The sequence below is a fragment of the Aureimonas sp. SA4125 genome, from assembly GCF_019973775.1.
Taxonomy (GTDB): domain Bacteria; phylum Pseudomonadota; class Alphaproteobacteria; order Rhizobiales; family Rhizobiaceae; genus Plantimonas.
The window spans coordinates 666220-691296 of the sequence record NZ_AP025032.1 but is presented as its reverse complement, the minus strand read 5'-3'; the positions used below and the strand labels follow the sequence as shown (position 1 = coordinate 691296).

23 protein-coding genes are annotated in these 25077 nt (G+C 66.9%); 13 read left to right on the top strand and 10 right to left on the bottom strand.

Features of this window, described 5'->3' with window-relative positions:
- Positions 1-13: 13 nt before the first annotated feature.
- Together Sa4125_RS03135 and pdxH are read right to left on the bottom strand one after the other, a co-directional pair.
- Positions 14-790, bottom strand: coding sequence for a hypothetical protein (locus Sa4125_RS03135; RefSeq protein WP_224003580.1), 777 nt, complete (start codon positions 788-790; stop codon positions 14-16).
- Between the two features lie 219 nt (positions 791-1009).
- Positions 1010-1630, bottom strand: coding sequence for a pyridoxamine 5'-phosphate oxidase (gene pdxH / locus Sa4125_RS03130; protein WP_224003578.1), 621 nt, complete (start codon positions 1628-1630; stop codon positions 1010-1012).
- Between the two features lie 72 nt (positions 1631-1702).
- On the opposite strand from pdxH, the gene Sa4125_RS03125 reads away from it, so the two are divergent.
- The 4 genes from Sa4125_RS03125 (at position 1703) to Sa4125_RS03110 (ending at position 4811) form a co-directional block, all read left to right on the top strand.
- On the top strand, positions 1703-2116 hold the full coding sequence (locus tag Sa4125_RS03125; protein ID WP_224003576.1) for an RT0821/Lpp0805 family surface protein: 414 nt from the start codon (positions 1703-1705) through the stop codon (positions 2114-2116).
- Between the two features lie 207 nt (positions 2117-2323).
- The gene (locus tag Sa4125_RS03120; protein WP_224003574.1) at positions 2324-3256 is read left to right on the top strand and encodes a DnaJ C-terminal domain-containing protein; all 933 of its coding nucleotides are present in this window, start codon (positions 2324-2326) and stop codon (positions 3254-3256) included.
- Between the two features lie 108 nt (positions 3257-3364).
- On the top strand, positions 3365-4195 hold the full coding sequence (fabI, locus tag Sa4125_RS03115; protein ID WP_224003572.1) for an enoyl-ACP reductase FabI: 831 nt from the start codon (positions 3365-3367) through the stop codon (positions 4193-4195).
- 22 nt (positions 4196-4217) lie between these two features.
- Positions 4218-4811 (top strand): histidine phosphatase family protein, encoded by a 594-nt coding sequence (locus Sa4125_RS03110; protein ID WP_224003570.1) that lies wholly within the window; start codon positions 4218-4220, stop codon positions 4809-4811.
- 60 nt (positions 4812-4871) lie between these two features.
- Here the strand turns inward: Sa4125_RS03110 and Sa4125_RS03105 are convergent, their stop codons facing one another.
- On the bottom strand, positions 4872-5099 hold the full coding sequence (locus Sa4125_RS03105; protein ID WP_224003568.1) for a DUF1344 domain-containing protein: 228 nt from the start codon (positions 5097-5099) through the stop codon (positions 4872-4874).
- A gap of 245 nt (positions 5100-5344) precedes the next feature.
- Between Sa4125_RS03105 and aroC the strand changes: the two genes are divergently transcribed.
- The 7 genes from aroC (at position 5345) to Sa4125_RS03070 (ending at position 13003) form a co-directional block, all read left to right on the top strand.
- The gene (aroC, locus tag Sa4125_RS03100; protein ID WP_224003566.1) at positions 5345-6439 is read left to right on the top strand and encodes a chorismate synthase; all 1095 of its coding nucleotides are present in this window, start codon (positions 5345-5347) and stop codon (positions 6437-6439) included.
- Between the two features lie 54 nt (positions 6440-6493).
- On the top strand, positions 6494-7420 hold the full coding sequence (locus Sa4125_RS03095; RefSeq protein ID WP_224003564.1) for a histone deacetylase family protein: 927 nt from the start codon (positions 6494-6496) through the stop codon (positions 7418-7420).
- A gap of 23 nt (positions 7421-7443) precedes the next feature.
- Positions 7444-7716, top strand: a complete 273-nt coding sequence (locus Sa4125_RS03090; protein WP_224003557.1) for an exodeoxyribonuclease VII small subunit — start codon at positions 7444-7446, stop codon at positions 7714-7716.
- A 186-nt stretch (positions 7717-7902) separates the two neighbouring features.
- Positions 7903-9825, top strand: a complete 1923-nt coding sequence (gene dxs / locus Sa4125_RS03085; protein ID WP_224003555.1) for a 1-deoxy-D-xylulose-5-phosphate synthase — start codon at positions 7903-7905, stop codon at positions 9823-9825.
- Positions 9826-10084: 259 nt separating this feature from the next.
- Positions 10085-10849 carry a TlyA family RNA methyltransferase gene (locus tag Sa4125_RS03080; RefSeq protein WP_224003553.1) on the top strand — a complete coding sequence of 255 codons (765 nt, stop codon included), beginning with the start codon at positions 10085-10087 and terminating at the stop codon, positions 10847-10849.
- Positions 10846-12075, top strand: coding sequence for a class I SAM-dependent RNA methyltransferase (locus Sa4125_RS03075; RefSeq protein WP_224003551.1), 1230 nt, complete (start codon positions 10846-10848; stop codon positions 12073-12075). The genes Sa4125_RS03080 and Sa4125_RS03075 overlap by 4 nt, the downstream gene beginning before the upstream one ends.
- Positions 12076-12370: 295 nt before the next feature.
- Positions 12371-13003, top strand: coding sequence for a DedA family protein (locus Sa4125_RS03070; protein ID WP_224003548.1), 633 nt, complete (start codon positions 12371-12373; stop codon positions 13001-13003).
- A gap of 6 nt (positions 13004-13009) precedes the next feature.
- On the opposite strand, the gene Sa4125_RS03065 is transcribed toward Sa4125_RS03070, so the two are convergent.
- Positions 13010-13753, bottom strand: a complete 744-nt coding sequence (locus Sa4125_RS03065) for a crotonase/enoyl-CoA hydratase family protein (RefSeq protein ID WP_224003546.1) — start codon at positions 13751-13753, stop codon at positions 13010-13012.
- A gap of 67 nt (positions 13754-13820) precedes the next feature.
- Positions 13821-15614 (bottom strand): acyl-CoA dehydrogenase, encoded by a 1794-nt coding sequence (locus Sa4125_RS03060; protein WP_224003544.1) that lies wholly within the window; start codon positions 15612-15614, stop codon positions 13821-13823.
- A gap of 240 nt (positions 15615-15854) precedes the next feature.
- On the opposite strand from Sa4125_RS03060, the gene Sa4125_RS03055 reads away from it, so the two are divergent.
- A complete protein-coding gene (locus Sa4125_RS03055; RefSeq protein WP_224003542.1) occupies positions 15855-16697 on the top strand; it encodes a fumarylacetoacetate hydrolase family protein in 843 nt (280 codons plus the stop codon).
- A gap of 278 nt (positions 16698-16975) precedes the next feature.
- Here the strand turns inward: Sa4125_RS03055 and Sa4125_RS03050 are convergent, their stop codons facing one another.
- Together Sa4125_RS03050 and purD are read right to left on the bottom strand one after the other, a co-directional pair.
- Positions 16976-19246, bottom strand: coding sequence for an acyl-CoA dehydrogenase (locus tag Sa4125_RS03050; RefSeq protein ID WP_224003540.1), 2271 nt, complete (start codon positions 19244-19246; stop codon positions 16976-16978).
- Positions 19247-19347: 101 nt separating this feature from the next.
- Positions 19348-20619 (bottom strand): phosphoribosylamine--glycine ligase, encoded by a 1272-nt coding sequence (gene purD / locus Sa4125_RS03045; RefSeq protein ID WP_224003538.1) that lies wholly within the window; start codon positions 20617-20619, stop codon positions 19348-19350.
- Positions 20620-20744: 125 nt separating this feature from the next.
- Between purD and ubiA the strand changes: the two genes are divergently transcribed.
- Positions 20745-21749, top strand: coding sequence for a 4-hydroxybenzoate octaprenyltransferase (gene ubiA / locus Sa4125_RS03040; protein ID WP_224003535.1), 1005 nt, complete (start codon positions 20745-20747; stop codon positions 21747-21749).
- Positions 21750-21780: 31 nt separating this feature from the next.
- Here ubiA and Sa4125_RS03035 read toward each other — a convergent pair whose 3' ends face one another.
- The 3 genes from Sa4125_RS03035 to Sa4125_RS03025 form a co-directional block, all read right to left on the bottom strand.
- Complete coding sequence (locus tag Sa4125_RS03035) at positions 21781-22362, bottom strand: DUF6101 family protein (RefSeq protein ID WP_224003533.1); 582 nt, start codon at positions 22360-22362, stop codon at positions 21781-21783.
- Between the two features lie 170 nt (positions 22363-22532).
- On the bottom strand, positions 22533-23957 hold the full coding sequence (locus tag Sa4125_RS03030) for an FAD-binding oxidoreductase (protein WP_224003531.1): 1425 nt from the start codon (positions 23955-23957) through the stop codon (positions 22533-22535).
- Positions 23958-24007: 50 nt separating this feature from the next.
- Positions 24008-24973 (bottom strand): L-threonylcarbamoyladenylate synthase, encoded by a 966-nt coding sequence (locus tag Sa4125_RS03025; RefSeq protein ID WP_224003529.1) that lies wholly within the window; start codon positions 24971-24973, stop codon positions 24008-24010.
- Between the last annotated feature and the right edge of the window lie 104 nt (positions 24974-25077).

Here is a 25077-nt window from a genome sequence, read left to right as displayed (position 1 = left end):
GGTGGAGCGACTATCATCCGGACCAGTGCTCCGGGCCGGTGTGTTGCTTGTCGTGCGAGACCTTGAACTTCTGGTGGCCGGTCGAATAGTCTTGGCAGGACATCAGGATCTGGCAGCGTGTGCCGCAGCGCGTCGGGCAATTGGCGGTCGGATCGCTGCCGACGCCGGCAACCCAGACCGTCTCGATCAGTGATCCCGGCGCATGATGGGTGGCGTCGTCGAAGCGCAGGATATTGGCGCGCCGCTCGGTATCCGTCGTCTCGACCAGAATCTCGTCACGCCGAGACGGGTTGGCGAAGCGGAAGAACTGGCGTTCGAAGACGCAGAGGCCGAGGGTTTGCGCAGCCCCCATCTCCTGCAGCCGCGTGGCGAAATCGGCGAGAAAGCTGGTCTGGCCCATGGCGAGGGCTGCCGCACGACGGACGGCGTCCTCCGCCGAGAACTCGACTGGCGTCCAAGCGCCATCCACCAGTGCCCAGCTGTTTGGCGCCAGCCCATCAGTCAGCGGCGAATCGGTCAGGCGGGGCGCTGTCGCCAGAACCGGTCCGCCGTCCCCCATTTCCTCCTCCTCGACCATCAGTTCGACCGGCGAAATGGGGCAGTGATTGTGCAGGAGCCGAATGCCGACGAGGTCGCCCATTCCATGGCGCACGATCACCTCGATCAGATGGTCGATCGCGGCATGCCGCCCAAGTCGGGTCACATGCGCGTCCGCATCCATGACATCGGGCAAAGCGTTGTAGAAATCAGCATGGCGCGGCGAAGGAAGAACGGTCGTCGAGGACTGCATCGGGGCCTCCTTTGAGCGTTGTCGCTGGGCGTAGTTTTCAGGAATATTCCCTAGCGTCAAGTATCTTGTTCGCGTCCTTGCTTCCCCTATTGTGAATTGGCGCACGGCGTGACTTGGTCCGCCGGCTCACCCGTTACGCCTGCCCCCGTTGCCTGACCGGTTGCGACGCAACCAGCCCGCCGCCACGGAGACCGAGATCGAGCGGCCCGCTGACGCGCCTTACGGGTAGAGCCGCCCCAACGTCCAGGCGTCGCCCTCCGCGATACGTTTGAACAAAATGCGGTCGTGCAGGCGAAACTCGCCATCCTGCCAGAACTCGATCTCGCTTGGCACGAGGCGAAAGCCGGACCAGTTCGCCGGGCGCGGGATGTCGTCCCCGGGATATTTCGCGTCGACCGCCGCCACCTTGTCGATCAAAAGGGCCCGGTCCCGGAGCGGCTGCGACTGGTCGGAGGCCCAGGCGCCGAGCCTGCTGCGGCGGGGGCGCGTCGCGTAATAGCCATCGGCCTCGGCGTCCGAAACGACTTCGGTCGTTCCGCGGATGCGGACCTGTCGACGCAGGCTCTTCCAGTGGAAGCACATCGCCGCCTTGCCACTGCCGAGGATCTGCCTGCCTTTCGCACTGCCGAAATTCGTGTAGAACACGAAGCCACGGGCGTCGAAGTCCTTCAGGAGAACCATCCGGACATCCGGGAGGCCCGAGGCATCGACGCTTGCCAGAGCCAGCGCATTCGGATCGTTGATCTCGGTTGCACCGGCTTCCTCGAGCCATTGGCCGAATTGGGCAAATGGATCATCGCCGACGGGGTTTTCACCAAGGCTTAAGCTATCGTTCGTCATAATCGGCCGGGGCTCCCTGCAAAGGTCTGCCCGAGCCGATCGAGACCTGGGCCAGCGAGACATACGACCGCGATGGATCTGATCAAAGCAACTTTCATCCTCCTGCCGATTATGTCGCTCTCGGGCTGCGTGATCTCCGGCGGCGGCATGGAGGAAATGGTCGACCGGAGCATCGTCACCAATTCCATCAAGCCAGCCGAGCCGGCCATCGCACCCGAGCAGGCTTCCGACGGCAATACCGTGCGGAACGCAGTTTCCTCGGCCAATCTTGCGGCGACGCCGGAGCAGCCGATGGCCTGGGCGAATGCCGATACGGGTGCGAGCGGGGTCATCACCGCGATCCACGAGGTCAAGGCCGGCGACATGATCTGCCGGCAGTTCCGCACCTCGCGCCAACGCTATGACGGCGTCGCCGTCTACGACGGCGAGGCCTGCACGAAAGGCCGGGGCGAGTGGACCTTGACGCATTTCAGCGAAGGCAGCTGACCCCCTCTTTGCGACTCGGCCCTTAAATTTCGCCAGGGCCGGCGCCATATCCCACGCAGACGCAAGGATGCGGCTTGCGCCGGCCAGGTTCTCAGGGAGGCACCCGACTGGGACCGAGCCCGAATGGACTCCCGGGCCTTTTGCCGTCACCTGTCTTTTTCGACAAAGCCGATCCCGTTCTTCCGACGGACACTAGGACCAAACCTCATGCGCGATCCCTACGCCATTCTCGGCGTTGCCAAGACTGCCAGCGAAAAAGAGATCAAGGGCGCCTTTCGCAAACTCGCCAAGCGCTTCCATCCCGATTCCAATACGCAGGATCCGACGGCCGCGACGCGCTTCAACGAAGCCAACCAGGCCTACGAGATCCTCGGCGACAAGGACAAACGAGCACAGTTCGACCGGGGCGAGATCGATGCCGACGGCAAGCCGAAGTTCCAGGGATTTCCGGGCGGCGGCAGTCCCTTCGGCGGCGGCCGTCCCGGCGCCAGCCCCGGCTTCGAGTTTCGGTCGGGCCCCGGTGCGGATGGCGCCGAGAGCGTGTTCTCCGACTTCTTCGAGCAGGCTTTCGGCGGGCGTGGCGTGCCGCGCGGGGGCGGTGCCGGTTTTGCCGGCGCACGCCAGGGGGCGGTCAAAGGCGAGGACATCCGGGCAACGCTGAAGGTTCGGCTCGAGGATATCGTGTCGGATGAGAAGGTCGAGGCGATCTTTCCCTCGGGCAAGCGGCTCGCAATCCGGCTTCCCGACGGCGTCGAGAACGGCCAGACGATACGGCTGCGGGGCCAGGGGCAACCCGGCGCTTCCGCCGCGGCGCCCGCGGGCGACGCGCTCGTCACCATCGACTTTGTCCCGCATCCGCGTTTTGAGATCGACGGCCGCGACCTGAAGCTCAGCCTGGCCGTACCGATCCGCACGGCCGTCCTCGGCGGCAAGATCCCGGTCGACACCCTGGACGGACGGGTATCCCTCACCCTGCCGCCCTGGTCGAATGCCGGCAAGACGCTCCGGCTCAAGGGCAAGGGTCTGACGCGGGCCGATGGTACTCGCGCCGACGTGCTCGTGGCGATCAGGATCGTCCTGCCACAGCACCGCGACGAGGCGCTTGCCGATTTCCTGCGGTCGCAGCCCGACGCAGAATGACGGGCGGCTGACGCCCCGTTCCGGCTGCAAACTTGAAGGCAGGCCCCGCCTATGCCATACCGCCGCCGCGTCTGCCGATCTGGCGCGGTGGTCTGGGAAAGTCTGAATATGACGGAATCAAACGGCGCGCCGCGCGGTCTCATGTCGGGCAAGCGCGGCCTTGTCATGGGCGTCGCCAACAACCGTTCGATCGCCTGGGGAATCGCCAAGGCACTGGCCGACCAGGGGGCCGAGGTTGCCCTGACCTACCAGGGCGATGCTCTGAAGAAGCGCGTCGAGCCCCTCGCCGCGGAACTGAACGCTTTTGTCGCCGGACATTGCGATGTCTCCGATGCCGCGACCATCGACGCGGTCTTCGATACGCTCGCGGAGAAATGGGGAAAGCTCGACTTCCTCGTCCACGCCATCGGCTTTTCCGACAAGGACGAACTGACAGGCCGCTATGTCGACACGTCCGAGGGCAATTTCTCCAAGACCATGCTGATTTCGGTCTATTCCTTCACGGCGGTCGCGCAGCGCGCCGAGAAGTTGATGACCGACGGCGGGTCGATGCTGACCCTGACCTACTACGGCGCCGAAAAGGTGATGCCGCACTACAACGTCATGGGCGTCGCCAAGGCCGCGCTCGAGGCCTCGGTGCGCTATCTCGCCGTCGACCTCGGCAAGCAGAAGATCCGCGTCAACGCGATCTCCGCCGGTCCGATCAAGACCCTTGCCGCTTCCGGCATCGGCGACTTCCGCTACATCCTCAAATGGAACGAGTACAACTCGCCGCTGAAGCGCACCGTGACCATCGACGAGGTCGGCCAGTCCGCCCTCTACCTCCTGTCCGACATGTCGACGGCGGTCACCGGCGAGATCCACCACGTCGATTCGGGCTACCACACCGTGGGCATGAAGGCTGTCGACGCGCCCGACATCTCGGTCGTCAAGGAGTGATCGGCCTGCAGTCTTTACCGCGATGACCTTGCCCCTGATCTATCTCTGCCGCCACGGACAGACCGACTGGAACGCCGAGGAGCGGTTGCAGGGCCAGGCCGAGATCAGCCTCAACGCGACCGGCCGGACACAGGCCAAACGCAATGGCCGCAAGCTTGCCGACCTGCTCGGCAGGGATGCCGGCGCCTTGCATTATCTCGCCAGCCCGATGCTGCGCACCCGCGAGACCATGGAAATCATTCGCGGCGAACTCGGTCTCGATTCCACGGCCTACGCGACGGATGCGCGACTCAAGGAGCTGCATTTCGGCGATTGGGAGGGGTCGACGCTCGACGAGATTTCAGCCCGGACCCCGGAGGCCGTGGCCGAGCGAGAGGCGGCAAAGTGGGACTATGTTCCGCCGGGGCCGACGGCGGAAAGCTATGCCATGCTGGCCGAACGCGCCCGCCCCGTTTTCGAGGCATTGACGGTGCCGACGGTCGTCGTCGCGCATGGCGGCATCGTCAGGGCTTTCCTGTGGCTCTATGGCGGGACGTCCCCGCGCGACGCCGCCTTCCTGACGATCCCCCAGGATCAGGTCCTCAGGGCCGAGGACGGAACAGTCGACTGGATCTGACGTTGCCTTGCGCCGAAGCCCGCCCTCGGCCCGTCGCACCCGGAGGGATCGCTGGCGCCGTCAGATGGCGCTGAGGTCGAAGATCACGTGGACTTCCATGCCCGGAGCGACCGCGTCGTAATCGAACTCGCCCGGCAGGACGTAGGTCGTGCCGTCGGCGAATGTCAGCAGCGAACCCTCCCTGTCGATCGCGGCGATCACGCCGCTCTTTTCCTCGGCGCGGGCTGGAATGGTCAGCGCGACACAGAGGAAGGAACTGGCGAAAAAGGCGATGATCTGTCTGGTCACGATATGGTCCTCGAATTCATGGCTGCCCACGGCAGTAGTTTCCCGCCACCTGCAGCACCGGTCCGTTTCGGGAAGGCGCCGCCCGTCCGTCCAGAGGAACGATAGTGAGGCGGATTGTGTCTTTTGCGCGCCGCCGGTCCGATTCCCCGCCCGAAAACCGCCGATGTCACATCATTTGACCCGATGCCACACACTGACATAAACCGCGAGGGGTTAGATCCCTTCGACGTCGCACGGACCCTTCAATGTCGCATAATACTTACGGACATCTTTACCGTGTCACGACCTGGGGAGAGAGCCATGGCCCGGCCATCGGCTGCGTCGTCGACGGCTTCCCCCCCGGGATCCGTTTTTCCGAAGCCGAGATCCAGTCCTTCCTCGACAAGCGGCGGCCCGGCCAGTCGCGCTTCACCACGCAGCGCCAGGAGCCCGACGCGGTCCGCGTCCTCTCCGGCGTCATGCCGGGGGACAGAGAGGGCGAGCTGATCTCCACCGGCACGCCGATCGCCCTGGAGATCCAGAACGTCGACCAGCGCTCGAAGGACTATTCCGACATCGCCCGGCGCTATCGCCCGGGCCATGCCGACATCACCTACGACATAAAATACGGCGTGCGCGACTATCGCGGCGGCGGCCGTTCCTCGGCGCGCGAGACGGCGACACGGGTCGCCGCCGGCGCGCTCGCCCGCCTCGTCGTGCCCGGGCTGAAGATCCGCGGCGCCCTGGTGCGGATCGGCGAGATCGAGATCGACCGGTCGCGCTGGGACGACGCGGCGATCGACGACAACGCCTTCTTCTGCCCGGATGCCGAGACGGCCCTGCGCTGGGAGAGCTATCTCGACAAGATCCGCAAGAGCGGCTCCTCGGTCGGCGCCGTCATCGAGATCACCGCGACGGGCGTCCCCGCGGGTCTCGGCGCGCCGATCTATGCCAAGCTCGACCAGGACATCGCTTCCAACCTGATGTCCATCAATGCGGTGAAGGGCGTCGAGATCGGCAACGGCTTTGCCGCCGCGATGCTTTCGGGCGAGGAGAATGCCGACGAGATCCGCATCGGCGCGGACGGCGAGCCGGAGTTTCTGTCGAACCATGCCGGCGGGATTCTCGGCGGCATCTCGACCGGGCAGCCGATCGTCGCACGCTTTGCCGTCAAGCCGACCTCCTCCATCCTGACGCCGAGACGCTCCGTCGACGCAGACGGCAACGAGGTCGACGTCATGACGAAGGGCCGGCACGACCCCTGCGTCGGCATCCGCGCGGTGCCGATCGGCGAGGCGATGGTCGCCTGCGCCATCGCCGACCACTACCTGCGCCATCGCGGCCAGACCGGCCGGGTCTGAGATGGCGGGACGGCTCAAATTGACCTTCGGTCGCGCGACACTAGCTGCGCGCTGATGACGACGCGCCTCTATCACCATCCGATCTTCACCGAGCACCTGACCGGCCCGGGCCATCCGGAGCGACCGGAGCGGATGCAGGCCGTGGCGTCGGCACTGGAGGCCGAGGCCTTTCAGCACCTCGACCGGCAGGAGGCGCCCGAAGGGCTTCTGGAAGCCATCATCCGGTGCCATCCCGAGCAGCATGTGCGCCGCATCGCGAAGGCGGTTCCGGCGAGCGGCATCGTGCGCATCGAAAGCGACACGGTGATCAGCCCGCGGAGCTTTTCCGCAGCCTTCCATGCCGTCGGCGCGGCCTGCGCGGCGGTCGACGATGTGGTGACCGGCGAAGCCGCCAACGTCTTCGTCGCAGGGCGCCCGCCCGGCCACCACGCCGAGCGCGAGACGGCGATGGGCTTCTGCCTGTTCAACACCGCCGCCATCGCAGCCCGGCATGCGCAGGCCGTGCACGGACTGGAGCGGGTGGCGATCATCGACTGGGATGTTCATCACGGCAACGGGACCCAGGACATCTTCCTTGCCGATCCGAGCGTCCTCTACGCCTCGACCCACCAGATGCCGCTCTATCCCGGCACCGGGGCCAAGAACGAGACGGGCGCCGGCAACATCGTCAACGCGCCGCTGTCGTCGGGCGATGGCAGCGACGCATTCCGCGAGGCCTTCACCACCCGCATCATGCCGGCCCTGCGGGCGTTCCGTCCCGATCTCGTCATCATCTCCGCCGGCTTCGACGCGCATTGGCGCGATCCGCTTGCCGGCCTGCAGCTGGTGGAAGACGATTTCGACTGGGCGACGGGAGAGCTGATGGACATTGCCGACCGCTTCGGCAACGGTCGCCTGATCAGCCTCTTGGAAGGCGGCTACGACCTTGTCGGCCTGGGATCCTCGGTCGCGGTCCACGTCAAGCGCCTGATGACCGGCTGACCGGCACAGGCTATAGGAAACGCATGGCCATCGAATCCGCAAACTCTCCCCCTGCCGACGATTCCGACATCAAGCGCATGAGCTTCGAGGAGGCGCTGAGCGCGCTGGAGAAGATCGTCTCCGATCTCGAGCATGGCGACGTCGCCCTCGACGTCTCGATCCGCATCTACGAGCGCGGCGAGAAGCTGAAGAACCATTGCGAGCGGCTCCTGTCCTCGGCGGAAGACAAGGTCGAGAAGATCAAGCTGTCACGGTCGGGCAAGCCGATCGGAACCGAACCGCTCGACCCCGCCTGATGCGCCGTCACGGTCGCGCTTGATGGTGAGCGTTTCGTCGTTCGTGCGCCGCAGGCTTGCAGATCCGGTGATGTTCCCAATCTTAGAGGCATGCGAGCCGGTCCGGAGGGGCCTGGCGAACGTGCTCTGCGGCATAATCCGTTCTTCGGACACGCCGCCAAGTCAGCCTGAAAGGTGCCGGATTTCGTGACAGACCAGCCCCAGACGCCCCTGCTCGACCTGATCGACTCGCCCGCCGATCTCCGGCAGATGCGCGAGGCCGACCTCCGGCAGGTGGCGGACGAATTGCGCACGGACCTCATCGACGCGGTGTCGCGGACCGGTGGACATCTCGGTGCGGGGCTCGGCGTCGTCGAACTGACGGTGGCGTTGCACTACGTCTTCAACACGCCCGACGACCGCATCATCTGGGACGTCGGACACCAGGCCTATCCGCACAAGATCCTGACCGGGCGGCGCAAGCGCATGCGCACCGTGCGCCAGGAAGGCGGGCTCTCGGGCTTTGCCAAGCGCACGGAAAGCGAATTCGACCCGTTCGGCGCCGGCCATTCCTCGACCTCGATCTCGGCCGGCCTCGGCATGGCGGTCGCGCGCGACCTTTCCGGCGCGAAGAACAACATCGTCGCGGTGATCGGCGACGGCGCCATGTCGGCCGGCATGGCCTACGAGGCGATGAACAATGCCGGGGCGCTCGACGCGCGTCTGATCGTCATCCTCAACGACAACGACATGTCGATCGCCCCGCCGACGGGCGCGATGAGCGCCTATCTCGCCCGCCTCGTCTCCGGCAAGACCTATCGGGGCCTGCGCGACAAGGCGAAGACCCTGACGAAGATCCTGCCCGACTTCATGCGCGAGGGCGCGCGCAAAACCGAGGAATTCACCCGCGGCTTCTTCACCGGCGGCACGCTGTTCGAAGAGCTCGGCTTCTATTATGTCGGCCCGATCGACGGCCACGATCTCGACCATCTCCTGCCCGTCCTCAAGAATGTTCGTGACGCAAAGAACGGCCCGATCCTCGTCCACGTCGTCACCCGCAAGGGCAAGGGCTACGCCCCGGCCGAAAGCTCTGCCGACAAGTATCACGGCGTCGCCAAGTTCGACGTCGTCACCGGCACGCAGGCCAAGGCAAGCTCCAAGGGCAACGCCCCGAGCTATACCGCGGTCTTCGCCGAAAGCCTGATCCAGGAGGCGCAGGACGACGACAGGATCGTCGCCATTAACGCCGCCATGCCGAGCGGCACCGGACTCGACCTCTTTGGCGAGGCCTTTCCGAGCCGCACCTTCGACGTCGGAATCGCCGAGCAGCACGCCGTGACCTTTGCCGCGGGCCTTGCCTCCGAGGGCTACAAGCCGTTCGTCGCGATCTACTCGACCTTCCTGCAGCGCGCCTACGACCAGATCGTCCACGACGTCGCGATCCAGAACCTTCCGGTGCGATTCGCCATCGACCGCGCCGGCTTCGTCGGCGCCGACGGTCCGACGCATGCGGGCTCGTTCGACACCGGCTTCCTCGTGCCGCTGCCGGGCATGGTGGTGATGGCGGCCGCCGACGAGGCGGAGCTGCGGCACATGGTCCGCACGGCCGCGCTCTACGAGGACGGTCCGATCTCCTTCCGCTATCCCCGCGGCAATGGCGTCGGCGTCGAGATGCCGGCGCGCGGGCAGGCGCTGGCCATCGGCAAGGGCCGCGTCCTCGTCGAGGGCACGAAGGTTGCGATCCTCTCCTTCGGGTCCCGTCTTTCCGACAGTCTCGCTGCGGCCGAGGAGCTGGAAACCTTCGGCCTGTCGACGACGGTCGCCGACGCGCGCTTTGCCAAGCCGCTCGACGCCGAACTGATCACGCGCCTCGCCCGCGAGCACGAAGTGCTGCTTCTCGTGGAAGAAGGCGCGACAGGTGGTTTCGCGAGCCAAGTCCTGCATCTTCTTTCCGAACGCGGCCTGATGGAGCACGGCCTGAAGGTCCGCTCGCTGCTGATGCCCGACCTCTTCGTCGACCATGCCAGCCCCGACGCCATGATCCGCGCCGCAGGTCTCGACAAGGCCGGCATCGTCGACGCCGTCTTCAAGGCACTGGGCAAGAGCGCGTCGCGGGTGATGCAGGCTTAGAGGTGTGTTGACGGCAGGGCTCAAAGGCAGGCTTCGTCATCCCGGGCTTGACCCGTGATCCATGCCGAAGCGCCTGCGCTGCCAAATCCGATCAGGAAGACCGTCCGCCGTCCTCGACTGTATCCTGCGATTTGGAATGGATCCTGGGTCAAGCCCGGGATGACGATCTTGTGAGGTTGAACCTGCAGAGACCGCTCTCCGGTCCCGTCTCTCACCGTTCCCGCTTGCCATTTGCCCGCTCTACCCGCATGACCTGCCGATGGCCGCTACCGAAGAACAACACCTGTCGCGCATCAGGCTCGACATTCTCGTCGCCGATCGCGGCCTCGCCGCCAGCCGGGCGCGGGCCCGTGACGCGATCATGCGCGGGCACGTCAAGGTCGACGGCCTCACCGTCACCAAGCCGAGCCTCAACGTGCCGCCGGAGTGCGAGATCACGCTCGACGATCCCGCCGCCGACTATGTCTCGCGCGCCGGGCTGAAGCTCGAGGCCGCCCTCGACGCCTTCGGGATCGACGTGACGGGGCGCACCGCGCTCGACGTCGGCGCCTCCACCGGCGGCTTCACCGAGGTGCTGCTGCGGCACGGCGCGGCGCATGTCGTCGCCATCGACGTCGGCCACGGCCAGATCCATCCGCGCATCGAGGCCGATCCGCGCGTCACCTCGATCGAGGGGTTGAACGCTCGCGATCTCGACGAAGAGAACCTCGCAGGCCATTCCTTCGACGTGCTGGTCTGCGACGTCAGCTTCATCTCGATGAAGCTGGCCCTGCCGCCGGCGCTGGAGCTCGCCGAGCCCGGCACCGACGGCATCTTCCTGATCAAGCCGCAGTTCGAGGCGGGTCGGCTCGCGATCGCCAAGAACGGCCTCCTGCGCGATCCGGGTTCCGCGCCCGCCGTCGCGGCCGATCTCTGCGCCTGGCTGAACGAGCAGCCGGGCTGGACGGCACGCGATCCGATCCCCTCGCCGATCGAGGGCGGGGACGGCAATCATGAATTCCTGATGGCGGGCAAGAAGGCATGAGCCTTTCCCTCACCATCGAGACGCTCGGCGCCAAAGGCGACGGCGTTGCCCGGCCGGACCATGGCGCTCCCTTGTTCGTGCCCTTCACGCTTCCCGGGGAGCGCGTGGCGGTGGAGCGTATCGGCTCGCACTATGCGCTCGAGGAGATCCTCATCGCCTCGGCCGAGCGCCAGGTGCCGCCCTGCCCGCATTTCGGCGTCTGTGGCGGCTGCGACCTGCAGCATGCGAGCGATGGGCTCTATCGCAGCTTCAAGCGCAATCTCGTCGTCGAGGCCTTTGCCCATGCGGGGCTGGAGCCCGAGGTCGCCGATCTCGTGCCCTGCGCGCCGCATTCGCGCCGCCGTGCGGTGTTCTCCGGCCTGCGAGAGGGCAACCGCGTCGTCTTCGGCTTCTTCGAGAGCCAGACGAACCGCATCGCCGACATCGACGTCTGCCTGATCGTGGTCCCGGCCATCGCGAGCCGCCTCGCCGATCTGAAGGCGCTGGCGCTGATCGTCGCCGACCGCAAGCGGCCGATGCGCATGAGCGTGACGGCGACCGATGCCGGGCTCGACATCGCACTGTCGGAGACCGCCAAGCTCACCGACAGCCTGCGCCAGTCGCTGACCGCCTTCGCACTCCGGCGCGACATCGCGCGGCTGACCCTCGACGGCGAGATCGTGCTGGAATCCCGCCATCCGACGATCCAGGTCGGCGGCATCTCGGTCGGTCCGCCGCCCGGCGCCTTTCTCCAGGCGGTCGCTTCCGCCGAGGAGGCGATGGCGGCGCTGGTGGTGGAGCATCTTGCCCCCTGCAAGGCGACGATGGACCTCTTCTCCGGCATCGGCACCTTCGCCCTGCGGCTGGCGTCGACGGGCGCGGTCCATGCCGTCGAGACGGAAGCCTCGGCGCTCGCCGCGCTCGATCTCGCACGGCGCGGCGTCAGCGGCTTGAAGCCGATCACGATGGAAAAGCGCGACCTCTTCCGCCGTCCCGTGATGGCGAAGGACTTGAGCAAATTCGCCGGCGTCGTCTTCGATCCGCCGCGCGCCGGCGCGGAGACGCAGGTGCGCGAACTGGCGGCATCGAAGGTCAAGCGCATCGCCGCCGTCTCCTGCAATCCCGCAACCCTGGCGCGCGATGCCCGCATCCTCGTCGACGGCGGCTACAAGCTCCTGTCCGTTACCCCGATCGACCAGTTCCTCTGGTCGCACCATGTCGAGGCCGTGGCACTGTTCCAGCGATAGGCTTTTGCTGCCCGTAGCGACCCCAATATTGAAGGTCTGCATGCTGGCGCAACCTGCTGGAATTGCCGAAACGGTTCGACGGCGGCGGCGAACTGGCGCCGGTCAATCCTGAACCGGACTGCATTCCCTTGTGCCGGGGCATGGATCCCCGGGGCCAAGGCCCCGAGGATGACGAGGACAATGTGAGGCTTCGTCTTGATACCGCGGACTATGGGGAATCGGTCACTTCCCCCGCATTGCGGGTCGCAGGCCGCATTGCTAGAAGGGCCGGCCGCAGTTCCTCCCGAAAGCCCCGATGCTCGACCAGATCATGACCTTTCTCGCCGATTACGGCGTCATCGTCGTGTTTCTGGGGATATTCATCGAATCATCGGGTCTGCCGGTGCCGGGGGAAAGCCTGCTCGTCGCAGCGGGCGTCCTCGCGAGCCAGGGGCGGCTGGGCTTTCTCGAGGTCTTCCTGGCGGCCTGGGCGGGCGGCGTTCTCGGCGACAATGTCGGCTATGTCGTCGGCTATCGCTACGGCCGCGGCTTCGTCTATCGCTGGGGCATGAAGATGGGCCTGTCGCGCCAGCAGATCGCGCGAATGGAGCAGCGGTTCCTCGACCGCGGCCCGCCGATCGTCCTCATCGCCCGCTTCATTCTTATCCTGCGCCAGCTCTGTGGCTTCATCGCCGGCACGACGCGCATGCCCTGGCTGAAGTTCTCGTTCTACAACGTCTTGGGCGCTGCCCTCTGGACCGGCGCCTACAGCGGCGGCGCCTATCTGCTGGGAACGGCGGTCGAACGCTATCTCTCGGCCGGACGCTGGGTGTTCGGCGCCGTGGCGCTGGTCTTCGTCATCGCCAGCGCAACGACGATTCTCGGCTTCATCCGCGAGGCCCGCCGCGACGGCGAGGGTGGCGAGGATGCAGAGCTTCCACCACGCTGATCCGTTTCAGCGCGACATGAATGCCTGGAAGGCGGCGCGCGCTTCCGCCGACGACAGCCGCTGCTTGAACTGGCGCAGTTCCGCCTCGATCCGCTCGATCACCGGCTCGCGCGGGCCGCGGACGAAGTCGCGGGCGATCGCCATTGCCTCCCGCGGCTTGGCCGCCAGGATTTTCGCCGCATTGGTCGCCGTCGCTTCCAAATCGGCGCTGTCCACGATGCGGTAGACGAGGTTGGCGGCGCGCGCCGCCTCGGCATCGAAGCTTTCCCCCATCGCCAGCAGCGCAAAGGCCCGCTGCTGCCCCATCAGCTGCGGCGCGAGCAGGCTGGATCCGGCCTCCGGCACCAGGCCGAGGTCGAGGAAGGGCGTGCGAAAGGTCGAGCCGGGCGCGGCGAAGACGAGGTCGCAATGCATCAGCAGCGTCGTGCCGATGCCGATGGCAAGGCCGTCGACGGCGGCGACGAGCGGCTTGCGCGACCCTGCCAGCGCATAGAGGAAGGATTCCACCTCGTCGCCCTCCCCGCCGCTGGCGGCAAACGCGATGAAGTCGGCGATGTCGTTGCCGGCGGAAAACGCCCCGGGGACGCCGAGGATCAGCGTCGCGCCGATCGCCTCGTCGCCGTCCGCCTGCTCTAGGGCGGCGGTCAGGGCCTTGTACATCGGCCGGTCGATGGCGTTCTTCTTCTGCGGGCGGTTCATCCTCACGGTCAGGACACCGTCGGCAATGGACGTGTCGATGAAGTCGCTCATGTCGATTGCCTTTCCCTGGAGACAGGACGTTCCGGCACGAAAGCCACCGGCAGCGGCAAAGACGCCGTCATGCCAGCACGATCCGCGCCGCGGCAAGGCTCGCAGCACCCTCGGTCACGCGGTTTCGCAGCGCCGCGCTCTCTCCCAGCAGATTTTCCGCCATGAAGCGGGCGAGCGCCATGCGGTCCTCGCGGGCGGGATCGGCGAGCGCGCCCTTGGCGAGATAGACGGCCCCGGCGGCAAGGCCGGCGAGCCGGAGATAGGGCGTCGCGCCGGCCAAGGCGGTCTCGGTGTCCTTGTCGGCGAGGGACTGCAGCAGGAAGTCGGTGGCGGCGCCGAGATCGGCGAGCGCGGCGGCGAGCGCCTCCGCGGTGCGGCCGAAGCCCGGATGGTTGGCGCCGCGCACGGCATCCACCACGTCGCTCAGCTCCGCGACATAGCGGGCCATCGCTGTCCCGCCGCCAAGCGGCAGCTTGCGCAGGACGAGGTCGATCGCCTGGATGCCGTTGGTGCCCTCGTAGATCGGCGCGATGCGCGCGTCGCGCAGAAGCTGCGCGGCGCCGGTCTCCTCGATGAAGCCCATGCCGCCATGCACCTGGATGCCGAGCGAGGCGACGTCGACGCCGACATCTGTGGCAAACGCCTTGGCGATCGGCGTCAGGAGATGCGCCCGGTCGCTCCATGAAGGCTTGGCCTCGGCGTCGGTTTCGCCATGCGCGCGGTCGATGGCGTGGCCGCAGGCGAAGGTGATGGCGCGGGCGGCACCCGTCAGGGCCTTCATGGTCAGAAGCGTGCGGGCGACATCCGGGTGCTCGACGATCGGGCTCATGCCCCGCGGCGCTTCCCCACCCTGTCCGAGCCGCGTCGCACGGCCCTGGCGGCGGTCGCGGGCATAGGCGAGCGCCTTCTGGTAGGCCGCCTCGGCGACGCCGACGCCCTGCGTGCCGACATGCAGCCGGGCGTTGTTCATCATCGTGAACATGCAGGCGAGGCCCTTGTTCTCCTCGCCGACGACCCAGCCGACGGCGCCGGCCTCGCCCGTCTCGCCGGTGCCGTCGCCATAGATCATGGTGCAGGTCGGCGAGCCGTGGATGCCGAGCTTGTGCTCGAGCGCATGGCATTTCACATCGTTGCGGAGCCCGAGGCTTCCGTCCGGTCCGACCAGGAACTTCGGCACGAGAAAGAGCGAAATGCCCTTCACCCCGGCCGGCGCGTCGGGCAAGCGGGCGAGGACGAGGTGGACGATGTTGTCGGTGAAATCGTGCTCGCCATAGGTGATGTAGATCTTGGTGCCGAAGATGCGGTAGCTGCCGTCGTCGCGGCGCTCGGCGCGGGTCGCCAGCGCCGAGAGGTCGGAGCCGGCCTGCGGCTCGGTGAGGTTCATCGTCCCCATCCAGGCACCGGAGACGAGCTTTTCGAGATAGATGCGCTTCATGGCGTCCGAACCGTGCGCAGCGATCGCCTCGACGGCGCCGACGGTCAGCATGGGGCCGAGCGCGAAAGCCATGGATGCGCCGTTCCAGATCTCGAACACCGCCGCCGACAGCGCCACCGGCAGGCCCTGGCCGCCAAAGTCGACCGGACCCGTCAACGCGTTCCAGCCACCGTCGATCCAGTTGGCATAGAGGTCGCGCCAGCCCTCCGGCGTGGTGACGACGCCCTCTCTCACGCTGGCCCCCTGGGTATCGCCGCGCGCGGAAAGCGGCGCGATCTCGTCGGTCGCAAAGCGCCCGGCCTCCGTCAGGATGGCGTCCAGGAGATCGGGAGTGAGGTCGCCGACGCGGCCCTCCCGCATCGCGTCGCCGAGGTCCGCGACGGCGGTCAGCGCAAAGGCGATGTCTTCAACCGGTGCTGCATACATTCGACCATCCTCCCCGATATCGAACCGTCCATACGCGAAGCGTACGGCAAGGACGGCTACGAGCTATTTACGTAATCGTCAATCGCGACTGGTCGAGCGGATGCATCGACGCATGAAATCTGCGCCGTGGATATGGCCACGACCGCTCCGCGTCTCCGGGATCGTCCGGCAAGCTTCCAGTATCAGGAACGATTTCAAGATCCGGGCATTTTCTGAGTATCTGTTCAGGAGGAGTTCAGCATGCGCCTGGTGCGCTTTGGTGACCGCGGCACGGAAAAGCCCGGGATTGTCGACCCGCATGGCGCGATCAGAGATCTGTCGCAGCATGTCCAGAGCCTGTCCGGCGCGGCACTCGATCCGGAGCGCCTGGCAGAATTGCTCAATCTGGATATCGACGCTTTGCCACACGCGCCGCAGGGCGCGCGTCTCTGCTCGCCCGTCGCCCGCATCAGCAAGATCATCGGCGTCGGCCCGAATTTCCAGGAAAGCGCGGCGCTTGCCGGGTTCAAGATCAATCCCGAACCGACCGTCTTCATGAAGGCCCCTTCCGCGGTCAGCGGCCCGAACGACCCGATCGAAATCCCGAGGCTTGCGACGCGCACCGATTGGGGCGTCGAGCTTGCCGTCGTCATCGGCCGCACGGCAAAGTACGTCAGGGTCGAGGATGCGATGGATCACGTCGCCGGCTTTACCCTCGCCAACGACATCACCGAGCGCGCGCTTCAGCTTCAGCGTGGCGGGCAGTGGTTCAAGGGCAAGTCCCACGACACCTTCGCGCCACTCGGTCCCTGGCTGGTGACACCGGACGAGCTCGGGAACTACGACGACCTGATGCTTTGGCTCGAGGTCAATGGCGTGCGCCAGCAGGAAGGCAGCACCGCCGAGATGATCTTCAAGGTGCCCTACCTCGTCTCCTACATCTCGCGCTTTGCCCGGCTCGAGCCGGGCGACGTCATTTTGACGGGAACGCCCGGCGGCGTCGGTCTCTCCTACGACCCGCCGCGCTTCCTTGCCGTCGGCGACCGCATGCGCGTCGGCGGCGACGGGCTCGGCGTCCAGGAATATGTCTGCGTGAACTGCTGATCCCAGCAAACGATCAGCGATGCGTTGCGGTCGCGATGCGCTTCGCCAGGCACCGAGAATCAAGCCGCTGGTCGGCGCTGGGTGCGGGCACTCTGGTCGCTCAACACGACCGGCGTTCGAACCGGCAACGACCTTGACGAGCATGTTCGCCGATAAGGCGAGCATGCTCACCGAAGATTGATGACGATCCGCGTGGAGCCGCGCAGATCTGCCCTATCCGGTTCTGCGGCTCGCGGAAACGGCCGACCCCGAACACCCTGCCCAGCTACATTCTCGCACTATTCGGCTGCGGCCGCGCGGCGCGCGTCCTCGTCCTTTTCTGCAGTCCGGGCGTGCTGGCTGGCGATCGGCGAGACGTCGGCCATCGGGAAAGCGTCGACGGCGACGACCCTTGCCACCGCTTCACGCGCACCGGCCAGTTCCTGGAACTCGGCCGGGGTGACGATTCCCTCGTCGAGCGCCTGCTGCGGCTGGCGGATCTTCGCCTCGCGCATCTTCCTGTCGATCGGCGCCACCGCGGCCACACGCTCGAAAGCCTCCTCGAGGTCGCGCACCGGATGGCCCTCCCGGCCTTCGCCGAGATAGAGGTCCGGCGTCAGCCGGTCGCGCTGGCTCGATGGCCGCATCAGGATCTCGGCAAGCTCGGTGACGATCTCGTCGGTCGGTGCCGGCAGCGGAATGCCGAAGGGGAAGCAGAGGAGGCGCACCAGAAGTGCCGCCCAGCGGGCCGGCAGGTTTTCGAGAACGCCGTTGAAGGCGACGCCCATCCGGTAGGTGCCCTTGGCGAAGATGTACTCGATGACGGGCTTGTCGGCCTCCGGCCGGCCTTCGTCCTCGAAGCGCTTCAGGGCGGCGGCGGTGAGGTAAAGCTCGGAGAGGATGTCGCCGAGCCGTGCCGACAGCATTTCGCGGCGCTTCAGCCCTCCGCCCAGCGTCAAGAGCGACAGATCGGACAGGAGTGCGAAGGCAGCGGAATAGCGCGACAGCTGTCGCCAGTGTCCGGTGAAGGCGGCGCCCGAAGGGGCCGGCGCGGCGAGCCCGCCCGTCCACCCTCGAAGGGTCGCACTCAAGGCATTCATCGCCGCATGGCCCGCATGTGCCCAGAAATGCGTGTCGAACGCCGCGAGTCCCTTTTCCGAATCCGGATCGGCGAGCGCCCGCATCTCCTTCAGCATGTAGGGATGGGCCCGGATCGCCCCCTGTCCATAGATCATCAGGTTGCGCGTCAGGATGTTCGCTCCCTCCACGGTGATGCCGATCGGCACCGACTTGTAGAGATTGGCGAGGTAGTTCTTCGGCCCGTCCATGATCGCCTTGCCGCCATGGATATCCATGGCGAGGTCGACCGATTCGCGCATACGGTAGGTCGAATGCGCCTTCATGATCGCCGAGATCACCGAGGGACGGTGGCCCTCGTCGAGCGCGGCGATCGTCAGCCGCCGCGCGGCGTCGATCTGGTAGGCGTTGGCCGCGAGTTCGGCCAGCGGCTCCTGGATACCCTCGAACATTCCGATCGGCAGGTTGAACTGCTGGCGAACCCGCGCGTAGGCGCCGGAGACGCGGGCGCAATATGCGGCTCCCGCTGCCGACTGCGAGGGCAGCGAGATCGAGCGACCGGCGGCGAGCGCCGTCATCAGCATGGTCCAGCCCTGACCGATCTGGGCCTCGCCGCCGAGGATCCAGTCCATCGGGATGAACACGTCCTCGCCGACGAGCGGACCGTTCTGGAAAGAGGAGAACGGAACATGCCGGTCGCCGACGGTGACGCCAGGCGTCGTCGTGGGAATCAGCGCCACGGTGATGCCCAGCGCCTCGCCGCGCTTCAGATGGCCCTCAGGGTCGAACAGCTTGAAGGCGAGGCCCATGACAGTGGCGACCGGCCCGAGCGTGATGTAGCGCTTGGCAAAATTCAGGCGGACACCGAGGACCTCCCTGCCCTCGTGCTCGCCATGGGCGATGACGCCGCGGTCGGTCATCGCCGCAGCGTCCGATCCCGCCTCCGCCGAGGTCAGTCCGAAACAGGGGATCTCGCGGCCGTCGGCCAGACGCGGCAACCAGTGGTCGCGTTGTGCCTGCGTGCCGAAATGCACCATCAGTTCGCCCGGCCCGAGCGAGTTCGGCACCATGACGGTGACGCCGGCGGCGACGCTCGCGGAGGAGACCTTGCGCACGACTTCGGAGTGCGCGGTGTGCGAGAAGCCGAGGCCGCCGTATTCCTTCGGGATGATCATGCCGAAGAATTTCTCCCGCCGCATGAAATCCCAGACCTCCGGCGGGAGGTCATGATCCCTGGCGGAGATCTGCCAGTCGTCGATCATGGCGCAGAGCGCGTTGACCGGGCCGTCCATGAAGGCCTGTTCGTCCGGCGACAGCCGCGCCGGCTTCATCGCGAGCAGCTTGTCCCAGTCGGGGCTGCCGGAGAACAGTTCCCCATCCCACCAGACGGTGCCGGCGCCGATCGCCTCGGACTCCGTCGACGACAGCTGCGGCAGGACGCCCTTGGCCCATTTGAAGATCGGCCGCGTCAGTTTCTCCCGGCGAAAAGACATGCGTTTTCTCCCATCCGTCCCATGGATCAGTATCTATGGCAGAAATCGGCAATGTCCTGCCACCGGCGACGGCAGGATCGTCCCCGTGCGCGCAGAAGCGGTCAGCCGTCCTCGCGGTCGATGGCGCGGCGGCCGATATCGGTGCGCCAAAAACCTTGCGGCCAGTCGATCTCCGCGGTCGCCGCGTAGGCCTTGACGGCCGCTTCGCTCACTGTGGCTCCCGAGGCGGTGACGCCGAGAACACGTCCGCCATCGGCGAGGAGCCGCGCGCCATCGCGCCGCGTTCCGGCATGGAAGACGATGGCGCGGTCGTCGTCCTCGGGCAGCGACACGATCTCGCTGCCCTTCACGTAGCTGCCGGGATAGCCTGATGTCGCGACGACGACGCAGAGGGCCGGGTCGTCGTGCCATTCCGGCCGGCAGGATGCGAGGTCGCCCTTCGCCGCCTGGAGAAGGATCGGCAGGAGATCGCTCTTCAGGCGCAGCATCAGCACCTGGCATTCCGGATCGCCGAAGCGGGCATTGTATTCGATCAGCTTCGGGCCGGTCGTCATCAGGATCAGCCCGGCGTAGAGCACGCCCTGGAAGGGAGTGCCGGCCGCGCGCATGCCGGCGAGCGTCGGTTCGATGATCTCGCGCATGGCCCGATCGATCAGTTCCCCGGTCATCACCGTCGCCGGCGAATAGGCGCCCATGCCGCCGGTATTGGGGCCGACATCCCCGTCGAAGGCCCGCTTGTGATCCTGCGCGGTGCCAAAGAAGACGGCGCGCTCGCCATCGGCGAGGCAGAAAAGGCTGGCCTCCTCGCCCTCCATGAAGGCCTCGATCACCACCTCGGTCCCGTCGGGCGCCCCGGCAAAGCAGTCGTCGACGGCGGCCAGCGCCTGCTCGACCGTCTCGGCGACCGTGACGCCCTTGCCGGCAGCAAGTCCGTCGGCCTTCACGACGATCGGAGCCCCCTCCCGGCGCACATGGTCCCGCGCCGCCTCGGCATCGGAAAATCGAGCATAGTCGGCGGTCGGAATGCCCATGCGCCGGCAAAGATCCTTGGTGAAGCCCTTGGATCCTTCGAGCTGCGCCGCTTCGGCGGAAGGGCCGAAGACGGCGATGCCTTCCGCGCGCAATGCATCGGCGATGCCGGCGACGAGGGGCGCCTCCGGTCCGACGACGACGAGGTCGATGCGCTTGTCCGCGCAGAAGGCCGCAACCGCCGCGTGGTCGGTGATGTCGAGCGCGGCGATCGTGGCATTTGTCGCGATGCCGGGATTGCCCGGCGCGGCGTAGAGCGTTCCAAGCACGGGCGACCGGGCGATCTTCCAGGCCAGTGCGTGTTCGCGGCCGCCGGAACCGATCAGGAGAACATTCGTCGTCATCGGGCGCCCGTCCATTTCCATTGCCGTCGCGCTTAAGGGGACCGGAGGGAGAAGGTCAAGGGCGACAGCCCGCAATGCCGGCGGAATCATCTTGACGGCGCCGGCTTTCGCGTCAACTTGGCAGCATGTCGAATTCGAGAGACAGCCTTGCCGGCGCCCCCCCCGAGGGCCGCGTTTCGGATGCCCCATCCGACAACTGGGTCTACAGGATCCTGCCCGCGCGGCTGTGGCCGCATGCACAGCTGGCGCGCTGGGACCGGCCGATCGGCTGGCAGCTGCTGCTCTGGCCCTGCTGGTGGTCGGCTGCGCTGGCGCCCCAGGCCATGTTTCCGGGTGCGGCGACCACAAGCCTGCCGAACCTCTGGCACCTCGTCCTGTTCCTCGTCGGCGCCGTGGCGATGCGCGGTGCCGGCTGCACCTACAACGACCTCGTCGACGAGAGGATCGACGCGAAGGTGACCCGCACGCGCTCGCGGCCGCTGCCCTCCGGGCGCATCGGCCGAAAGAGCGCCTGGCTGTTCCTCGTCGTGCAGGCGCTTGTCGGTCTGCTGGTGCTTGTCCAGTTCAACGTCTTCGCGATCGTGCTCGGCATGGCCTCGCTCGGCGTCGTCGTCGTCTACCCCTTCCTGAAGCGGGTCACCGACTGGCCGCAGCTCGGCCTCGGCTTCGCCTTCTCCTGGGGGGCGCTGATGGGCTGGGCCGCGCACTGGGGGTCGCTGGCGCTGGCGCCCGTGCTTCTCTACGCCGGCAGCGTGCTCTGGACGATCGGCTACGACACGATCTACGCGCATCAGGACAAGGACGACGACGCGCTGGTCGGGGTCCGCTCGACCGCGCGCCTGTTCGGCCGGCGCACGAAGCCGGCGCTTGTCGTCCTCTATGGCGCGGCGCTCGTCTGCTTCGCCCTCGCCTATCACAGTACCGGCACCGTCACCGGCCCGCATTGGCCGGCCTATCTCGGGCTCGCCATCGGCGCGGCCCACATGCTCTGGCAGATCGTCGTCCTCGACATCGACGATCCCGACCAGTGCCTGTCGCTTTTCAAGTCGAACAACCTGTTCGGCTGGATCCTGTTCTTCGGGCTGGTCTTTTCCGGCCTCTGGTCGCTGATGTTCCCGATCGCGGCCTGACCGCCAAGGACCGGTGGCCCGCCAGCATCAATCAGTTGCGAGCGATGATCTCGGTGCCCGAAATCACCATGCGCACGCCGAGGCCACCCGGCTTGCGGCGGGCGAGGAAGCGCGGGCGGCGTGCCCGGTGGGCGCTGGCGTTCGCCCGGCGCGGCGCGGTGCGCGCAGCGCGGAGCTGGCCGAGCGTCTCTTCCAGCGGCCTGACCGCACCATCGGCCTCGACCATCAGCATCGGCAGGTTGAAGAGCTCGGCCCAGCCGCGCCAGTCGGCGGCGACGTCGAAGAGGTCGGAGGCGACGAGCAGCGGCACGCAGAGTTTGGCGTCCTCGTGGAACAGCTCGAGCGTGACGGTCACCTCGCCGGCGCCATCCTCCATCGCCCGGGCGGCGATGCCCTTGAACGCGCGGGGCGGCAGCGCGATCGACATCGGCAGGCCCGACTTGTGCAGAACCCGTGAAATCACGGCGCCGCGGCGATCGACACGGTAGCTGACGCGCTCGCCGGCCTCGACCAGCTCGAAGCTCTGCTTGCGGTCCGCCGCTGCCGGATCGAGGCGGATCGGCATCGTGGCCCATTCTGGCCGGGAAGAAACGGTCTTCGTTGCGGTGTTCATGATGGACGCCTCTGTGTGCCTGTCGCGACCGGAACCGGGTCGCCGTGGCCGGTGTCTCCCGGCCTTTGATAAGCTGACACTAGCGAGCCGTTCTTGCAGGCAGGCTAAGAAAGGCAGTTAAGTGAATCTCACTATTCTCAGGGTTATTGAAAGCAGAATTGAATAGATCTTTAAACGACTTTTCCGGGATTGAGAATCTGGTAAGGATCCAGCGTCTGCTTGATGCTGCGCATCAAAGCCATCTCCGCCGCGTTCTTGGTGCGGGCGAGTTCGAGCCGCTTCAACTGGCCGATCCCGTGTTCGGCGGAGAAGGTGCCGTCCATGGCGTCGACGATGCCGTGGACGATGGCGTTGACCTCGGTCCAGCGGTCGAGAAAGCCGGCCTTGTCGGCGCCGACGGGCTGGGAGACGTTGTAGTGGATGTTGCCGTCGCCGAGATGGCCGAAGGCGACGATCCGCGCATCCGGAATGGCGGCAAGGACGGCCTTGTCGGCCGCGGCGATGAACTCGGCGACCCGGGCGACGGGAACGGCGACGTCGTGCTTGATCGAGCCGCCTTCCGGCTTCTGCGCCCAGCTCATCGCCTCGCGCATCTTCCAGAAGGTCGCGGCATCGCCGAGCGACTGGGCGATCGCCGCGTCCTCGATCACATCGTCCTCGAGCGCCGAGCCGAGGATCGCCTCCAGGGTCTCGCGGGCATCCTCGGCCGAGCGCTGCGAGGAGATCTCGACGAGCAGATACCAGGCGTGGGCGGCGGCAAGCGGATCGCGTGCGCCCTCGGTATGGCGGAGGGTGAATTCCATGCCGCGCCGGCCCATCAGCTCGAAGGCCGTCAGCTGGCGCCCGGCACGTGCCTCGGCACGGCCGAGAAGGCGCAGTGCCTTTTCGGGTGAAGCCAGTCCGACATAGGCGACCTCCCGCCCGGCGGGCTTTGGAAACAGTTTCAGCACCGCCGCGGTGATGACGGCGAGCGTGCCCTCGGCGCCGATCAGGAGATCCTTCCAGTCATAGCCGCGGTTGTCCTTCTTCAGGCGCCGGAGGCCGGGAAGGATCTCGCCCGAGGGCAACACCGCCTCGAGCCCGAGGCAGAGATCGCGGGCATTGCCGTAGGCCAGCACCGCCGTGCCGCCGGCATTGGAAGAGAGATTGCCGCCGATCTCGCAGGAACCTTCCGAGCCGAGCGACAGCGGAAAGAAGAGGCCGGCACCGTCCGCCGCAGCCTGGACATTGGCGAGGATGACCCCCGCCTCCACGACCATGGTCCGACCGACGGGGTCGACGTCGCGAACCCGGTTCATGCGCGACAGCGACAGCACGACTTCCGCCTCGGAGCGCGGCGACTGGCCGCCGACGAGCCCGGTATTGCCGCCCTGCGGCACGATCGGCGTGCGGGTTTCGGTGGCGAGCCGCATGATCGCGGCGACCTCGGCCGTCGAGCCCGGCCGCAGCACGAGCCGCGTGCGCCCCTTGTAGAGGTCGCGCGGCTCGGTGAGGTAGGGGGCGAGGAGATCTGGCGACCGCAGGGCATTGCCCTCGCCCACGAGGGCGGCGAAGCGCGCGATGGTGGCGTCCGAAATGGCGGGAGGCTGGTTCATGGTCATGCGCCGAGGATAGTCCCGGCGCCCGGCGCCGTCGAGACGATGCTTCAGCCGCGCGGCGCTGCAGCCCGGCGCAGGCGATCGTTGATCGCTTCGCCAAGGCCCGTCATGGGGATCGGCATCACGGCGATCGCGGCGACATCAGGCCGATCGAGCTCCGTCAGCGCCGCGAAGAGTTTCGAGGCCGTTTCACGCAGATCGCCCCGCGGGCTGAGGTCGATCACGCCGGCGGCGCGGTCCTCGCCCGCGACGGGAAGGCTTCCGAACCTCAGGAGCCATTCGCCGGGAAGGACCGAAAGCGCATCGAGGCGGACCGTCCCGTGCGGGGCATAGTGGGAGACGAGCTGGCCGGGCGACTGGACGGGAGCGCCGTCCGCCGGGCGAACGACCCGCAGGCCGGTCGCGGTCTCGATGTCGGCGGCCGTTATCCCGCCGGCGCGTAGGAGCACGATCTCTCCTTCCCGCGGCATGACGATCGTCGACTCCAGCCCGAGAATCGCCGGTCCCGCATCGAGGATGAGGTCGATCCGGTCGCCGAGGCTTCGCTCGACATGGGCCGACGTCGTCGGGCTGACCTTGCCGGAGCGGTTGGCGCTGGGAGCGGCGATCGGCCGGCCGACGCCGGCGATGACGTCGCGGGCGATCCCTTGCGGCATGCGCAGGGCGACGGTCGACAGGCCACCGAGCGTCAGAGGATGGACGTCCGCCCCATCGGCAAGCGGCAGGACGACGGTGAGGGGCCCCGGCCAGAAGGCATCGACCAACCGTCGCCCGGTGTCGTCGAAGATGCCGGTCTCCTCGGCCATGGGTCTGTCGGAGACGTGGCAGATCAGCGGATTGAAGCGCGGCCGGCCCTTCGCTTCGAAAATGCCCGCAACAGCCGCGCCATTGGCCGCGTCGGCGCCCAGACCGTAGACGGTTTCGGTCGGAAGCGCCGCCAGCCCTCCGGCCAGAAGGACGGCGACTGTCTCGCGAACGGCATCGGGATCGGTCGAAAGGATATGTCTGGCCATGGCGCCTTGTGCCGCGATATCAGCGCAAAAGCAAAAAGAGCAGCGGCTCGAGGGGGCGGCCGCTGCTCTCTATGATGTCACGTCCAGAGGGGGAGCCGGACGTT

Coding starts and splice junctions, on each gene's coding strand:
- Sa4125_RS03135 (WP_224003580.1), bottom strand. CDS start 790: ATGCAGTCCTCGACGACCGTTCTTCCTTCGCCGCGCCATGCTGATTTC.
- pdxH (WP_224003578.1), bottom strand. CDS start 1,630: ATGACGAACGATAGCTTAAGCCTTGGTGAAAACCCCGTCGGCGATGAT.
- Sa4125_RS03125 (WP_224003576.1), top strand. CDS start 1,703: ATGGATCTGATCAAAGCAACTTTCATCCTCCTGCCGATTATGTCGCTC.
- Sa4125_RS03120 (WP_224003574.1), top strand. CDS start 2,324: ATGCGCGATCCCTACGCCATTCTCGGCGTTGCCAAGACTGCCAGCGAA.
- fabI (WP_224003572.1), top strand. CDS start 3,365: ATGACGGAATCAAACGGCGCGCCGCGCGGTCTCATGTCGGGCAAGCGC.
- Sa4125_RS03110 (WP_224003570.1), top strand. CDS start 4,218: ATGACCTTGCCCCTGATCTATCTCTGCCGCCACGGACAGACCGACTGG.
- aroC (WP_224003566.1), top strand. CDS start 5,345: ATGTCGCATAATACTTACGGACATCTTTACCGTGTCACGACCTGGGGA.
- Sa4125_RS03095 (WP_224003564.1), top strand. CDS start 6,494: ATGACGACGCGCCTCTATCACCATCCGATCTTCACCGAGCACCTGACC.
- Sa4125_RS03090 (WP_224003557.1), top strand. CDS start 7,444: ATGGCCATCGAATCCGCAAACTCTCCCCCTGCCGACGATTCCGACATC.
- Sa4125_RS03080 (WP_224003553.1), top strand. CDS start 10,085: ATGGCCGCTACCGAAGAACAACACCTGTCGCGCATCAGGCTCGACATT.
- Sa4125_RS03075 (WP_224003551.1), top strand. CDS start 10,846: ATGAGCCTTTCCCTCACCATCGAGACGCTCGGCGCCAAAGGCGACGGC.
- Sa4125_RS03070 (WP_224003548.1), top strand. CDS start 12,371: ATGCTCGACCAGATCATGACCTTTCTCGCCGATTACGGCGTCATCGTC.
- Sa4125_RS03065 (WP_224003546.1), bottom strand. CDS start 13,753: ATGAGCGACTTCATCGACACGTCCATTGCCGACGGTGTCCTGACCGTG.
- Sa4125_RS03060 (WP_224003544.1), bottom strand. CDS start 15,614: ATGTATGCAGCACCGGTTGAAGACATCGCCTTTGCGCTGACCGCCGTC.
- Sa4125_RS03055 (WP_224003542.1), top strand. CDS start 15,855: ATGCGCCTGGTGCGCTTTGGTGACCGCGGCACGGAAAAGCCCGGGATT.
- Sa4125_RS03050 (WP_224003540.1), bottom strand. CDS start 19,246: ATGTCTTTTCGCCGGGAGAAACTGACGCGGCCGATCTTCAAATGGGCC.
- purD (WP_224003538.1), bottom strand. CDS start 20,619: ATGACGACGAATGTTCTCCTGATCGGTTCCGGCGGCCGCGAACACGCA.
- ubiA (WP_224003535.1), top strand. CDS start 20,745: ATGTCGAATTCGAGAGACAGCCTTGCCGGCGCCCCCCCCGAGGGCCGC.
- Sa4125_RS03035 (WP_224003533.1), bottom strand. CDS start 22,362: ATGAACACCGCAACGAAGACCGTTTCTTCCCGGCCAGAATGGGCCACG.
- Sa4125_RS03030 (WP_224003531.1), bottom strand. CDS start 23,957: ATGAACCAGCCTCCCGCCATTTCGGACGCCACCATCGCGCGCTTCGCC.
- Sa4125_RS03025 (WP_224003529.1), bottom strand. CDS start 24,973: ATGGCCAGACATATCCTTTCGACCGATCCCGATGCCGTTCGCGAGACA.